8 protein-coding genes are annotated in these 14659 nt (G+C 72.6%); 6 read left to right on the forward strand and 2 right to left on the reverse strand.

What is annotated here, in order from left to right:
- Positions 1 to 53: 53 nt before the first annotated feature.
- From FBY35_RS07030 to FBY35_RS07050, 5 genes are all read left to right on the forward strand, one after another.
- Complete coding sequence (locus FBY35_RS07030) at positions 54 to 3209, forward strand: non-ribosomal peptide synthetase (RefSeq protein WP_142212949.1); 3156 nt, start codon at positions 54 to 56, stop codon at positions 3207 to 3209.
- A gap of 23 nt (positions 3210 to 3232) precedes the next feature.
- Positions 3233 to 4063 carry a family 16 glycosylhydrolase gene (locus tag FBY35_RS07035; protein WP_142212950.1) on the forward strand — a complete coding sequence of 277 codons (831 nt, stop codon included), beginning with the start codon at positions 3233 to 3235 and terminating at the stop codon, positions 4061 to 4063.
- Positions 4060 to 5604: a prenyltransferase/squalene oxidase repeat-containing protein gene (locus FBY35_RS07040; RefSeq protein WP_160159245.1), complete on the forward strand. Its 1545-nt coding sequence runs from the start codon at positions 4060 to 4062 to the stop codon at positions 5602 to 5604. The genes FBY35_RS07035 and FBY35_RS07040 overlap by 4 nt, the downstream gene beginning before the upstream one ends.
- Positions 5605 to 5740: 136 nt before the next feature.
- A complete protein-coding gene (locus tag FBY35_RS07045; RefSeq protein ID WP_142212952.1) occupies positions 5741 to 7834 on the forward strand; it encodes an AAA family ATPase in 2094 nt (697 codons plus the stop codon).
- A 265-nt stretch (positions 7835 to 8099) separates the two neighbouring features.
- The gene (locus tag FBY35_RS07050; RefSeq protein WP_142212953.1) at positions 8100 to 10925 is read left to right on the forward strand and encodes an AAA family ATPase; all 2826 of its coding nucleotides are present in this window, start codon (positions 8100 to 8102) and stop codon (positions 10923 to 10925) included.
- On the opposite strand, the gene FBY35_RS07055 is transcribed toward FBY35_RS07050, so the two are convergent.
- Together FBY35_RS07055 and FBY35_RS07060 are read right to left on the reverse strand one after the other, a co-directional pair.
- Complete coding sequence (locus FBY35_RS07055) at positions 10879 to 12114, reverse strand: cytochrome P450 (RefSeq protein ID WP_142212954.1); 1236 nt, start codon at positions 12112 to 12114, stop codon at positions 10879 to 10881. The genes FBY35_RS07050 and FBY35_RS07055 overlap by 47 nt on opposite strands.
- Positions 12115 to 12332: 218 nt before the next feature.
- Positions 12333 to 13829 (reverse strand): DHA2 family efflux MFS transporter permease subunit, encoded by a 1497-nt coding sequence (locus tag FBY35_RS07060; protein ID WP_142212955.1) that lies wholly within the window; start codon positions 13827 to 13829, stop codon positions 12333 to 12335.
- 148 nt (positions 13830 to 13977) lie between these two features.
- Between FBY35_RS07060 and FBY35_RS07065 the strand changes: the two genes are divergently transcribed.
- Complete coding sequence (locus tag FBY35_RS07065; protein WP_142212956.1) at positions 13978 to 14631, forward strand: TetR family transcriptional regulator; 654 nt, start codon at positions 13978 to 13980, stop codon at positions 14629 to 14631.
- Positions 14632 to 14659 lie beyond the last annotated feature (28 nt).

Raw genomic sequence — 14659 nt, forward strand, 5'->3', positions numbered from 1 at the left:
CGCGTGCGTACGCCCCCCGCCGCGAATTCCCGCGAACCCACGGAACGGTTGGAATGCCAGAAGCAACGGAAGTGCGGTCCCGCCCGGCCGACAGCAAGGAGCACGCCCTCTGGCTCCTGGACGAGCTGGTGCCCGTCAAGGGGGTCAACAACCTCTCCGTCGCCCTCCAGGCCGACGGGCCGCTGCTCGGCCCGGCGCTCCAGGGCACGGTCGATCTGCTGCTGCGCCGGCACGAGGCGCTGCGCACGGTGTTCCGGCAGGAGCAGGGGGGCCTCGTCAAGGAGGTGCTCGCCCCCGCTACCCTGCCGGTCGAGGTCGAGCAGCTGGCGGCGGAGCCGGGTGAAGTCGCCGCTGTCGTCGGGGAGTTCATCGCGCGTCCCTTCGAGATCGACGGGCGGCCGCTGGTGCGGGCCGCGCGGGTGAGGTGCGCGGACGGCGACGCGTTCTGTCTCGCCGTGCACCACCTGGTCTTCGACACAGTCTCCGGCGCGGTCCTGCTGGAGGAGTTCACCGCCGGGTACACGGCGCTCGCGACCGGTGCCGCGCCGCCGGCGGAGCTGCTGGCCGCGCAGCCGCCGTACCGGGAGCCCGCTCCCCGGGCGGCCGCCGTGGAGTACTGGCGCGGGCAGCTGGCCGGGGCCGACGCCGCGGGCCTCGCCCTGTGGTGCGGCAGCGAGGACCTTCCCGAGCCGACCCTCACCGGTGACCAGATCACGGCCGCCCTGTCCCCGCGGGCGACCGAGGTGCTGCGCCGGCTGCAGAAGGAGCTGCGCGCGCCGGAGGCAGTGGTGCTGCTGGCCGCGTACGGCCTGCTGCTGGCCCGGCACGGCGCGGGTCCCGACCTGGTGGTGGGCACCCCGGTCAACGTCCGGGCGCGCGAGGCGTCCAGGGCCGTCGGCTACCACGTCAACACCCTGCCGCTGCGCATACCCGTCGACCTCGGCGGCGGCTTCCGCGACCTGGTACGGACCGCCCGCGACGCGTTCCTCGGGGCGGTCGCCCACGCCGATGTGCCGGTCGACGTCCTGCTGCCGGAACTGCGCAGGGACGGCGGCGCCTCCTGGCGCAACACCGTCTTCCGCCATCTGTTCAACTACGTTCCGGACGACGGCCGTACGAGCTTCCCCCTTGGCGACACCACGGCCCGCAGGCTCCCGGTGGAGAACGGCTTCAGCAAGTTCGACCTGGAGTTCTTCTTCCTGTCCTCCGCGGACAAGGTGACCGTCCGGGCCGCGTACTACACGCGGGTGCTGGACCGGGCGGACGTACAGGGGCTGCTCGAACGCTTCGAGGCGCTGCTGCTCGCGGCCGCGGACGGGCCGGACCGGCCGATGGGCGAACTGCCGCTGGCCGGGCCCTCCGACCTCGCGGTGCTGGCCGCGAGCAACGACACCGCGCGCCCGGTGGATCCGCCCAGCGTGCTCGCGGCAGTGCGGGAGCGGGTGGCGCTGACGCCGTCCGCGCCGGCCGTCGTGGGCAACGGTCGCAGCACGACGTACGCCGAGCTGTGGCGGGCCGCCGAGCACACCCTGGACGTCCTGGCGGACGCCGGGGTGAGGGCTGGTGACATCGTCGCGCTCGCCGCGCCCCGGGGTCCGGAACTCGCGGCCGCGGCCCTCGGGGTGTGGCTGGCCGGAGCGGTGTATCTGCCCGTCGATCCGGAGCACCCCGTGCAGCGCCTGGCGTACGTTCTGGACGACTCCGGGGCGCAGGCGGTGCTCACGGCGCCGGGGGTGGAGCTGCCCGAGGGGGTCCGGGCGCGGGTGCTTCCGCTGGAGCCGCTCACACACGACGGCTCCGGCACGCTCCCGGACTCCGCGGCGAGCGGCCCCGATCCGGACTCCTGCGCCTATCTGATCTACACCTCCGGCTCGACGGGGAAGCCGAAGGGCACCCTGGTCAGCCACCGCAGCCTCGCCAATGTGGTCCAGCACTTCACCGAGGAGCTGAAGGTCACCGCGGACGACGCCGTGCTGTGGCTGACGACCTTCGCCTTCGACATCTCCGCCCTGGAGCTGTTCCTGCCGCTGGTGTGCGGCGGACGGCTGGTCGTGGCCTCCGACGAGGCCCGCACCGACGGCCGCGCCCTGCTCGCCGAGGCGGTCGCGCACGACGTCGGCATCGTGCAGGCCACCCCGACGACCTGGCGGGTCGTCGCCGACGCGGCGGACGGGCAGCTCGCCGGCCGGCGCCTGGTCTGCGGCGGGGAGCCGCTGCCGCCGGCGCTGGCCCGCACACTGGCCGCGTCGGGCGGCTCACTGCTCAATGTGTACGGCCCCTCCGAGACGACCATCTGGTCCACCTCGGGGCCGGTGCCGGACGAGGTGGTCCGCGTGGAGGTGGGCCGCCCGATCGTCAACACCCAGGTGTTCGTCGTCGACCCGGACGGCCGGGAGCTGCCCGTCGGTGTGCAGGGCGAGCTGTGCATCGCCGGGGCGGGCGTCGCGCTGGGCTACCACAACCGCCCCGAGCTGACGGCGGACCGCTTCCGCGACCATCCCGCGTACGGGCGCCACTACCGCACCGGCGACCTGGCCCGGCTGCGGCCCGACGGCAGCGTCGAGCTGCTGGGCCGGACCGACCGCCAGATCAAGCTGCGCGGCCACCGGATCGAACTGGGCGAGGTGGAGACGGTGCTGCTCGACCGTCCGGACGTACGGGACGTCGCCGTGGTCGTGGTGGGCCGTGGCGGGCCGGAAGCGGCCCTGGTCGCGTTCGTGGAACCGGCGGAAGGAGCGGAGGGGACGGACGGCGTGGCCGAGGTGGACACCGCCGGGCTGACCGCCCATGCCCGGTCCCTGCTGCCCTCCGCCGCCGTGCCCCAGGAGATCGTCGTGCTGGAGTCGCTGCCGACCACCGCCAACGAGAAGCGGGACCATCTCGCGCTGACCCGCCTCGCCGAGCAGCGCCGCTCCGAGCGCAGCGCGGCCGCGGGGTCGGCGCAGGCCTCGCCCGAGGCGCAGTCGGGGACGGCCGGGCGGCTGCTCGCCCTGTGGCAGAGCACGCTCGGCCGGACCGACCTCGGCCCGCACGCCAACTTCTTCGACAGCGGCGGGCATTCGCTGCTCGGCGCACAGCTCGTGCAGCGCATTGAGAAGACGCTGGGTGTGCCTGTGCGCCTGGCCGACCTGTTCGCCCATCCCACCCCGCTCGCCATGGCCGAGCATCTCGATCCGGACGCCGCCGCACCGTCGGCCCCGGGCAACTGAGGAAGACGGAGCCCGAGAAAGACATGGAGACCGTGAACCAGAAGCACGCCACCGCCCCGGCCGCCGCGACCGCGCCGCCGTCGTGGAAGGTCCTGTGGCAGGACACGTTCGAGGGCCCGGCCGGGTCCCCGCCCGACCCCGCCCTGTGGCAGGTCGTCACCGGGCAGCCGTTCGGCGCCGGCATCGAGTTCCACACGGACGACCCCGCGAACGTCGGCCTCGACGGCGCCGGGCACCTGCGGATCACCGCCACGCACGAGGACGGGGAGTACCGGGCGGCGTGGCTGGAGACCCGGCGCGAGGACTTCGTGCCGCGGCCCGGCGGCGCGCTGCGCCTGGACGCCCGGGTGAAGACCGCGGCGGGTCCCGGCCTGGACTGCGCGCTGTGGGCCTGGGGCACGCAGCTGCGGCACCGGGGCGACGAGGACCCGGTGCAGGCGTGGTACCGGGCCGGGGAGATCGACGTACTGGAGGCGCTCGGCTCCGAGCCGGACTCGGTGTGGGGTGCCGTCCACTCCCCCGAGTGCCACCAGATCCCGTCCCTGGGCATGGGCGCCCGTACGACCACGGAGGACGGCAGCCCGCTCAGCGCGGACTTCCACACCTACTCGGCGGTCTGGCGGCGCGGGCCCGACTCGATCACGTGGTACCTGGACGGCCGCGAGTACCTCAAGCTGACCCCGCAGGACACCACCCCGAAGGGCTGGCTGTTCGACCAGCCCGTGTACTTCTGTCTGGCGATCATCATCGGCAGCCCCGGCGGCCCGGTCCTGCCGGGCGACCCCGACCCGGCGACGCTGCCGTCGTCGCTGCTCCTGAACAGCATCACCGTCTCCGAGGAGCTCCCCGCGTGAGCGCGCCCACGGACGTGGATCTCGACGGGCTCGTCGCCGAGCTGGTGGAGAGGGTGCTGGGTCACCCGACCGGCGCGCTGGGTCCCTCGGTGTACGAGACGGCTCGGCTGGTGTCGCTGGCCCAGTGGCTGGACGGGGACGCCGCGCGGGTCCGGTATCTCCTCGACGAGCAGCGGCCCGACGGCAGTTGGGGCGGCCCCGCCGGGTATGCCCTCGTGCCGACGCTGAGCGCGACGGAGGCACTGCTGGCCGTGCTGGGCCGGGAGGGCGGCGAGCTGCCGCTGCCGCCCGCGGCGCTCGTCGAGGCCGCGCGGCGGGGTCTCGCGGCGGCGGCCGCGCTGGTGGCGCGGAGCGCCGAGGAGCCGGTGCCGTCGACGGTCGTGTTCTTCATGGTCATCCCGGCCTTGGTGGAGAGGATCAACGCCCGGCTCGCCGTCCTCGGGGACGGACCGGTGCAGCCGCTGGCGCTGCCGCACGGACTGACCGACGAGGCGCTGCGTGGGCTGCGCGAGGGTGCCTGGCGCAACCCGCTCGCCGGTCACTACCTGGAGATCGTCGGCCCGGCGGCCGTCGGCGCCGCCGAGATGGAGCCGGTCGACGGGGTCGTCGGCTGTTCCGCGGCCGCCACCGCCGCCTGGCTCGGCCCGAGGGAGCCGGCCGATCCCATGCACCCGTCGGTGCGCTTCCTGCGGCAGGCCCAGGAGCGGGGCGCCGGCGCGGTCGCCGCGATGACCTCGATCGTGTTCTACGAGCGGGCGTGGATCGCCGGGAACCTGGCGACGGCGGGGGTTCCGCGGGAGGTGCTCGCCCCGCTGCTGAAGGAACTGCCCGGCGACGTCGGCCGGTCGGGGGCGCCGACCGCGCCGGGTTTCGCGTACGAGGCGGAGACCAGCGCGATCGTCCTGACGGCCCTGGCCCGCCTGGGGGCGCCGCAGGAGCCGGAGTACCTGTGGCAGTACGACGCCGGCAGCCACTTCATGTCCACCATCCCGGAGCACGAGCCGTCCACGACCACCAACGCGCACATCCTGGAGGCGCTGGGCTGCCACCTGGCCGACGGCCCCGCCGGCGGGGACCGCGACAGGTACCGGGACGCGGTCGACCGGATCGCGTCGTGGCTGCGGGGCCGCCAGGGGCCGGACGGCAGCTGGTCCGACAAGTGGCACGCCTCGCCCTACTTCGCGACGATGCGATGCGCCCTGGCCCTGCACCGGTACGCCGGCCCGACCTCGGCCGAAGCCCTCGGCAGGTCCGTCGACTGGCTCCTGCACCGGCAGCACGAGGACGGCTCCTGGGGCCGCTCGGACGGCACACCGGAGGAGACCGCCTACGCGGTACGCACCCTGCTGGAACTCACCACCGGCGGCGACGCCCGCTCCGAGGAGGCGACCCAGGCCGTACACCGAGGCTGCGCCTTCCTCCTGAAGCACGGCCTGGACGCCGAACGCCACCCCCCACTGTGGATCGGCAAGGAGCTGTACGCCCCCGGCCATCTGGTCCGCGCGGCGGTGCTGGGCGCACTGATCGCGGCCAGGCGGTAACGGGCCGCCGGTATCCGGCCAGCAATAACACAACTCAGCCAGTCTATTAACCGGGTTCAGTTATGCTGGGACCCGGAATTCGCCGTCCGGCCTCGTCGGGCGGCGCGCAAGGCCGTCACTTCGGAAAGGTCGATCGATGACGTCACACGTCCAGGACACGTACGGCACCCAGGAGGCCGTCGGACTCGACGACGAGCTGGCCCTGGAGCGTGCGTATGTCGCGGTGTGCCACGAGGCGATGACCCGACAGGTGGACGATGCCCAGTACCAGGTCGTCGCGGGCGAGGGCGTGTCGGGCGACGGCGCGAGCGCCGAGGCGCTCGGCCGCTACCTGCGCACCCGCGCACGGCAGATGGCGGAGGAGCCCGACAGCCCGCTGTTCTTCGGCCGGCTCGACTTCGAGGACTCCGAGGAAGCGGGGGACCACCGGCGGCAGCGGTACTACATCGGCCGCAGGCGGGTGTCGGAACACCCGGCCGCACCGCCCCTGGTGATCGACTGGCGTGCGCCGGTCTCCCGCACCTACTACCAGGCGAGCGCCCTGGAACCGCGCGGAGTCGCGGTACGGCGGCGCTTCGGGTGGGCGCCCTGGAGCCACGGCGCTCCCGAGGACCTCACCGGCCTGGAGGACGAGCACCTCGACCACGCCCGGGGCGACGACGGCGGCGACGCGGCGAGCGCGATCGTCGCCGCCGAGATCGAGCGGCCCCGCCTCGGCCCGATGCGCGACATCGTCGCCACCATCCAGCCGGAACAGGACAACCTGGTCCGCAGCGAACTGAACGAGTCGGTCTGCGTTCAGGGCGCGCCGGGCAGCGGCAAGACCGCCGTCGGCCTGCACCGCGCCGCCTATCTCCTCTACACGTTCCCCGAGCGGCTGCAGCGCAGCGGCCTGCTGATCATCGGCCCCAACCGCACCTTCCTGCGCTACATCTCGGAGGTGCTGCCGTCGCTGGGCGAGATCGACATCGCCCAGCTGACGGTGGAGGACGTCGTCGCCCGGCACCCGGTGCGGCGGGCGGACCCGGAGGACGTCAGCGTCCTGAAGCACAGCGACCGTATGGCCACCGTCCTTGAGCGTGCGCTGTGCGCCCGGATGAGGCACCCGGAGGAGTCCATCGCGGTCACCGACGGCTCGTACCGCTGGCGGGTGGACTCGTACGACCTGGCCCGGGTCATCGACGAGGTGCGGGGCATGGGGGTGCCGTACGGGATCGGCCGCGAGCATGTGCGTTCGCGGGTGGTGACGCTGATCCAGCAGCAGGCCGAGCGGCGGGCCGGCCCGAAGAGCGTGACCTGGGCGCGCAAGATCGGCCGTTCGAAGCCGGTCGCCGCGCTGCTGGAGGCGGCGTGGCCGGTGGCGCGGCCGGAGGAGGTCGTGGCCACGCTGCTGAGCGATCCGGGGGTGATGGAGGCCGCGGCGGACGGGATGTTCGACGCCGCCGAGCAGCGGGCCCTGCTGTGGGCGAAGCCTCCGCGTTCGGAGAAGAGCGCCACCTGGTCGGTCGAGGACATGCTGCTGCTCGACGAGGTCGCGGGGCTCATCGAGCGCCCCGAGGGCTACGGCCATGTGGTCGTGGACGAGGCCCAGGACCTGTCGCCGATGCAGTGCCGGGCGATCGCCCGGCGCAGCGCGTTCGGCTCCATCACGGTGCTGGGCGACCTGGCCCAGGCGACGGCACCGTGGTCGGCGCGGACCTGGCAGGAGCAGTTGACGCACCTGGGCAAGGCGCAGGCCACGGTCGTCCCGCTGACCACCGGCTTCCGTGTGCCCGCCGCGGTGATGGAGCTGGCCAACCGGCTGGTGGGCGCCCTTAGCGTGGACGTGCCGCCGGCCCGTTCGCTGCGCCACGACGGCGAGTTGACGGTCAGCGCGGTCGACAACCTGGCGTCCGCCACCGTGTCCGCCGTCCGCGCGGCCCTCGGCCGCGAGGGGTCGGTCGCCGTCATCGCCGCCGACGACGCGGTCGCCGCCACCTCGGCCGCCCTGCGCAGGGCGGGCATCGAGACGGCGACGGCCGCAGAGGTCGGCACGGCCACCCGGGTGACCGTGCTGCCCGCGACAGTCGTCAAGGGCCTGGAGTACGACCATGTCGTCGTGGTGGAGCCGACTGCGATCGTCGAGTCCGAACCGCGCGGCCTGCACCGGCTGTACGTCGTGGTGACGCGTGCGGTCTCCCGGCTCGACGTCCTACACACCCGGCCGCTGCCGGAGCCGCTCGCCGCCTGAGGCGCGGGGACCGTCAGAGAACTGTCGAGACCTGTCCGAGATGTGCGGCCCGGGGACCCCCGGGCCGCATTTTCTTTACGCCTCCTTGAAGAACCCCAAGGCGGAAAATTGCCCTGGCTTTCAAAGTTGGCCGAATTGCCGTTGCCGACGGTCGCACTTGCGCCAAATCCCTGTGGCAATGATCACTGAAGGCCCCGCGGACTGTCTGAAGTTGCAGGATGGCTGAAGACATACCGAAGCCTCGGCACCATAGGAGCACCTGCGGATGTCCATCGTCGGACGGGACATACAACTCACCCAATTGCATGACCTGCTGACCGCACGCGACCGCGGAGCGGGTCCGATCGCCCTGGTCAGTGGCCCTGCGGGGATCGGCAAGACCGCCCTCCTCCACGAATTCACCCAGAGCGCGGCGAAATCCGGTTCCCTCGTCCTGAGAGCGGCCTGCTCCCCGAGGGAACGCGCCAACTCTTGGGGCGTGGTCCATCAACTCCTGTGGCACACAGGGCGATTCAAAGGAGCTTCACAGCGTACGAGTGACACGCTCGCAGCCGTCGGCCGCAGCCTTGCGGCGGTCACCCGGGCACCGGAAGGTGAACGCGACAAAGCCATGGATGAATTTTGCGCGGCCGTCATGGAATTGGCCGACGACCATCCCCTCGTCCTCGCCGGCGACGACATCCACGAGGCCGACCCCGAGTCGCTGGGCTGCCTCGGGCACCTCGCCCGCCGCATGGTCGCCTCCCGGGTCCTGGCGGTGTTCACCGACCGGCCGCAGGCCCTGCCCCCGTACGCCGCCGCGCGGGCCGAGTTCGCCCGGCAGCCCGGATTCCACCAGCTGCGGGTCGGCCCGCTGACCGCCGGCGACATCCGGCTGCTGCTCACCGAGCGGCTGGGCGTGCCCGCCGACGAGGCCGGCGCCGCGGAGTTCCACGCGGCGAGCGGGGGCAGCCCGCTGCTGACGCGAGCCCTGGTCGAGGACACCTGCAACGCCCTGCAAGGCACGTACACGGGCGCGGCCGCGTTACGGCCGGTCGCCGGGGAGATGTTCGACTCCGCGGTGGTCGACTGCGTCCACCGGGTCAGCGCGCCCGCGGCCGATCTCGCCCGGCACCTGGCGGTGCTCGGGCCGGACGCGCTGACGGTGCTGCTCGACCACAACAGCACGAACCCACCCACCCGGCACCTTCAGGAGCTGACCCAGGCCGGCCTGCTGGCGGGCCCGGGCTTCCGCCACCCGAGGATGCACACCGTGCTGGGCGGCGAGGTCTCCGCCGAGGAGCGGGCGCGGCTGCACGGGCGGGCCGCCGTACTGCTGCACGACAACGGCGCACATCCGGCCGCGGTGGCCGAACACATCGTGGCGGCGGGAGGTATGGCGGAATCCTGGGCGCCCCCACTGCTCCGGGAAGCCGCTGCCGACGCGCTCGCCCAGGACGAGTTCCCCAAGGCGATGCGGCTGTTCGACCTGGCCCACGCCATCTGCCCGGACGGGCTCTTGCGGGCGTCCATCCTGTTCCAACGCACGCTGTCCGCCTGGCAGGTCGACCCGGCCAAGGCGATGCGGCGGCTCCCGGAACTGAAGGAGGCGCTCCAGGCCGGGCATCTCACGGCCACGTCGGGCGCGATGTCCCTGATCAAGAACCTGGTCTGGCACGGCTATGTGGACGAGGCCGCGGAGGTGCTGGAGCTGGTCGACCGGCAGCTGGCCGACGACCCGGGCGAGGAGGGCGTGGCCGAGGTGCGGGCGCTGCAGCGGTGGCTGTCCGTGCTGTGCCCGCCGTTCCACCGGCGCATGTTCGGCGAGGTCTGCGTCGACGTCACCCACGAGATCGCCCCAGCGGCGATCGCCGAGCAGCCGCGGCTGCACGCGGCCACCGCCCTGTCCGTCGTCCTGCGGGGCGGCGAACCCGGGCCGGCCGTGGTCGGCGCCGCGCATGTGCTGGAGATGTCCAGTCTGACGCCGACGCTTGAGACCATCCCGCTGGCGCTGATGACGCTGTTCTACGCCGACCGCACCGAGCAGGTCGACGCCTGGTGCACCACGCTGCTGGAGGCGGCCCGCGAGCGCAACATCCCCACCTGGGACGCGCTGCTGTCCTCGCTGCGGGCGGCGAACCTCATCCGGCAGGGCCGGCTGCTGGAGGCCGAGCGGCACAGCGACCTGGCCCTGTCGCGGATGTCGTCAGGGGGCTGGGGGCTGAGCATCGGCCTGCCGCTGGCGAGTTCGGTGTACGCGCTGACCGCGATGGGCCGCTACGACGAGGCGCGGGCCCGGCTCGGCCAGCCGGTGCCCGAGGCGGTCTTCCAGACCCTCTTCGGCCAGCACTACCTGTACGCCCGAGGGCAGTTCCACCTCGCCACCGGGCGACTTCAGGCCGCGCTCGGCGACTTCCTGGCGTGCGGCAAGGCCCTGGAGAGCTGGGGGGTGGCCGACACCACGCTCATCCCCTGGCGCACCGGGGTGGCCGAGGCCCGGCTGCGCCTGGGCGAGCCGGACCAGGCCGTGACGTATCTGCGGGAGGAACTGGCCCGGCACAAGGGCCGCCCCCGGGTGCACGGCAACGCCCTGCGTCTGCTGGCCTCGACGATGGAGCCCCGGCAGCGGCTGCGGGCGCTGCGGGAGGCCGTGGACGAACTCCAGGACTCCGGCTGCGATCTGCTGCTGGCACACGCGCTGGGCGACCTCGGCCGTGTCTACCACCTGTTGGGCCAGTCCAACCGAGCCCGGGTGATCGTACGGCGTGCCTACCGGATGGCGAAGAAGTGCCATGCCGAGCCGCTCAGCCAGAGCCTGCTGCCGGATGCAGAGCGGTCGGCCGATGGCCGGGTGTGCGCCGCCGGGCACGAGGCCTCCGAGCAGATCCACGACGTGCTGTCCGAGGCCGAGCTGCGGGTCGCCGCCCTGGCGGCGGAGGGCCACACCAACCGGGAGATCGCCCGGCGGCTGTTCATCACGGTCAGCACGGTCGAGCAGCACATGACGCGTGTCCTGCGCAAGCTCAACCTGTCCCGCCGTGACGAACTGCCGCAGGGCCTGAACACTATGGGCGGTTCAGCCGCACCGGCAGTGAGTGGAGCCCGCGGATGAGCGTGCTGGTGCGCCACCGCACGTCCTCGGGGTCGACCGCGAGCCGCATGGCGGGGAAGGTGTCCAGCAGCGCGCCGAAGGCGATCTGCGCCTCCATCCTCGCCAGGGGTGCCCCGAGGCAGTAGTGGATGCCGTGCCCGAAGGCGACATGGCCGCCGGTGGGCCTGCGGACGTCCAGCGTGTGCGGATCGCCGAAGCGCTCCGGATCCCGGTTGGCGGAGGCCAGTGCCAGCAGCACGAAGTCGCCGGCCGGGATCTCGGTGTCGCCGATGCTCAGGTCCTCCGTGGCGCACCGGAACGTGGCGTGCTTCAGCGGGCTCTCCAGCCGCAGGAACTCCTCCACGGCGCCGGGCAGCAGGGAGCGGTCCTGGCGCAGCGCCTCCCACTGGTCCAGGTTCCGCATCAGGTGCAGCGTGCCGTTGCCGAGGGTGTTCACGGTGGTCTCATGGCCGCCGATGAACAACAGGAAGGCCATCGAGACCAGTTCGGTCTCGGTGAGCCGGTCGTCGACGTCACGCGCCGAGACCAGCGCGGCGAGCACGTCGTCGGTGGGCGTACGGCGCTTGCGCTCGATGAGGTCGCCGAGGTACTCGATCATCGCGGTCGACGCGGCGGCGGTCGCAGCCGGCGAGTCGCCGGAGACGAGCGCCTTGGACCAGGACTTGAAGTTCTCCTGCTCCTCCAGCGGCACGCCCAGCAGCAGGCAGATCACCCGGATCGGCAGTGGGAACGCGAACGCGTCCAGCAGGTCCACCGGGTCCTCGTCCGGCAGGGCGGCGAGCAGTTCGCCGGTGATCTGCTCGATCTCCGGCCGTAGCTTTTCGATGGCGCGGCTGGTGAACGCCTTGTTCACCAGCTTGCGCAGCCGGTTGTGGTCCGGCGGGTCGGAGTGCAGCATGTGGGTGGCGAGGGCGGAGGAGAACGCGCCGCGCTTGTTGCGGTCGGGCTCGTTCTGCGCGAACAGCCGGTCCGTCCTGTTGAGGTCGGTGCTCAGCCGGGGGTCCGCGAGCGCCGAGCGCACCTCCTCGTATCCGGTGATCAGCCACACCGGCAGTCCGCCGCACACGGGGACCCCGGGAGGCATCATCACCCGGTGCGCCGAGCCTTCGGCGTTGAGCCGTGTGTACACGGAGTGGGGGTCCTGCATGAACGCGTCGTCGAGTTCCAGAGGGGCTGAATCCTGAAGCATGGGCACATCCTCGAAAATGACGGCTCCGGGCCGTTCGCGGGTCGCGCTGAGCCTATGTACGCCCCTGGGGGCCGAAGCCGATCCACGGCGAGAAGAGGGGGTCTAGGGGCCTGATAGGGGCCGCCCGCCGGTTGGTTGTGTGAGTCCCGGCGGGCGGCCGGAGCAGCCACCAGGCCGGGGGAGATCACCCGGCAGCTGCTGGTCCGGTGGTGGCGCGGTCAGTTGCTGGGCGCCAGGTCGCCTTCCGTGGCGCGCGCCTGCTCCGGGGGAGCCTGGGCGGGCTTGCGCAGGTCGATGGTGATCAGCAGGCCCGCGAGTACGGCGGCGAGGGCGGTGATGCCCGCGGCCCACAGGCTCGCGACGGCGTAGCCGTGGACGGTCGCCTCGGTCACGGCCCGCTCACCGCGACCGCCGCCCGCGATCCGGTCGGCGGTCACGCTGGTGGCGATGGCGTTGAGCAGGGCCGTGCCGATGGAGCCGCCCAGCTGCTGGGAGGTGGAGACGAAGGCCGACACCACACCCACCTCCTGCGGCGGCACGCGGTAGGTGGCGGCGCTGATGCACGGCGAGATCACCAGTCCGACACCGATGCCGAGCAGGATCTGGGTGGGCATCAGGGTCGAGGCGTAGGAGCTGTCGGGGGTGAGCCGGCCGAGGTTGAGCAGGCCCAGCATGGCGATGAGCAGGCCCGGCACCACCAGCAGGCGCAGCGGGACGCGGGGCACCAGCCGGGCGGCGATCTGGGTGGAGGTGAGCACCGTCGCCACGGTCGCCGGCAGGATCGCCAGACCCGTGCGCAGCGGCGAGAAGTCCATTACCACCTGCAACTGGTAGGTGAGGATCAGGAACAGGCCGAACAGGCTGACCATGGCCAGGGCGATGGTCAGGCTCGCTCCCGCCCGGTTGCGGTCGGCGACCAGCCGCAGCGGGAGCAGCGGAGCCGGCCCCTTGGCCTGGGTGAGGCCGAACGCGCCGAGCAGGACCACGGCGGCCGCGAGGCAGCCGAGGACGCGGGGCGAGGTCCAGCTGTGGGTCGCCGCCTGGTCGAAGGCGTAGACGAGGGCGAGCATCCCGCAGGCGGAGAGCACCGCGCCGGGGACGTCCACCCGCTGGCGGCCCGCGGGCATCGCCGGCAGCAGCAGCAAGGCCCCGGCCACCACGGCCGCGCCGATGGGCACGTTGACGTAGAAGCACCAGCGCCAGTCGAGGTACTCGGTGATCACACCGCCGCCCAGCAGGCCGATGGCGCCGCCGGCGCTGGCGACCGAGCTGAAGACACCGAACGCCTTGGCGCGTTCGCGCGGTTCGGTGAAGGTGGTGGCGAGCATGGCCAGGGTCGAGGGCACGAGCAGCGCGGCGAACACGCCCTGCGCCGCGCGGGCGCCGACGAGCACCTCGGCGTTCGGCGCGGCGCCGCCCGCCACTGAGGCGACGGCGAAGCCGACGGCGCCGGCCACGAAGGCGCGCCTGCGGCCCACGAGATCGCCGACCCGTCCGCCGAGCAGCAGCAGGGCACCGAAGGCGAGGGTGTAGGCGGTCACCACCCACTGCCGGCTCGCGTCCGACATCCCGGTGTCCTGCTGGGCCCACGGGAGGGCGATGTTCACGATGGTCATGTCCAGCATGACCATCAGCTGAGCCAGGGCGATCACCCCCAGCCCCCACCACCGGTAGCGCACCGACCTCTCGGTGGAGGCCGCTGTTGCCTGTGCCATGTCCTGATGTCCTTCCCTCACCGCGGGCGGCACTCGGTCCGGCCCGTCCGTCTTCCGCTAGCGGACACTAGAGCAGATTTCTTAACCAAGTCAATTCACAGACTCGGTCACCTGATTGCCCGGGTAAGGAATGTGCTAGGATGGCCTGGTGAATGCGCCGATGGGCTTGCGGGAGCGCAAGAAACAGCGAACGCGAGAGACGATCTCCGACACGGCGATCACGCTCTTCCTTGAGCACGGGTTCGACCAGGTCTCGGTCGTCGACATCGCGGCCGTCGCCGAGGTCTCCAAACCCACGCTGTTCAAGTACTTCCCCACCAAGGAAGACCTGGTCGTCCACCGCTTCGCCGACCACCAGACGGTGAGCAGCACCGTCGTCGCGGAGCGGCCGCCCGGGGTGTCCGCGATCGACGCCCTGCACCAGCACTTCCTGGACGGGCTGGCGGCCCGGGACCCCATCACGGGGCTCAACGACGACGAGGACGTCCTCGCCTTCCACCACCTCGTGTACTCCACGCCGAGCCTGGTGGCACGCGTCAGCCAGTACCTGGCCCAGGCCGAGGAGGCGCTCGCCCAGGCCCTGGTGGACGCGCTGGACGCGCTGGACTCCGACCGCGCGATCACGGCCGCCCTGCTGGCCGGTCAGGTCATCGCCACCGAGCGCATCCTGGCATCGGTGAACTGGCAGCGCATCGTCGCCGGCCGGTCCGCGGACGAGGTCTACCCCGAGGCGGTGGCCGACGCCGACCACGCCTATGCCCTGCTGCGCCAGGGCCTGGCGGGGGCAGCCGCCCAGAAGTGAGACCGACGACGGCGCCGCCTCCGAAGAG

The sequence above is a fragment of the Streptomyces sp. SLBN-118 genome (genome assembly GCF_006715635.1).
GTDB lineage: Bacteria > Actinomycetota > Actinomycetes > Streptomycetales > Streptomycetaceae > Streptomyces.

Bases quoted from the DNA above. Each gene is read 5' to 3' on its own strand.
- FBY35_RS07030 (WP_142212949.1), top strand. From the start codon at position 54: ATGCCAGAAGCAACGGAAGTGCGGTCCCGCCCGGCCGACAGCAAGGAG.
- FBY35_RS07035 (WP_142212950.1), top strand. From the start codon at position 3,233: ATGGAGACCGTGAACCAGAAGCACGCCACCGCCCCGGCCGCCGCGACC.
- FBY35_RS07045 (WP_142212952.1), top strand. From the start codon at position 5,741: ATGACGTCACACGTCCAGGACACGTACGGCACCCAGGAGGCCGTCGGA.
- FBY35_RS07050 (WP_142212953.1), top strand. From the start codon at position 8,100: ATGTCCATCGTCGGACGGGACATACAACTCACCCAATTGCATGACCTG.
- FBY35_RS07055 (WP_142212954.1), bottom strand. From the start codon at position 12,114: ATGCTTCAGGATTCAGCCCCTCTGGAACTCGACGACGCGTTCATGCAG.
- FBY35_RS07060 (WP_142212955.1), bottom strand. From the start codon at position 13,829: ATGGCACAGGCAACAGCGGCCTCCACCGAGAGGTCGGTGCGCTACCGG.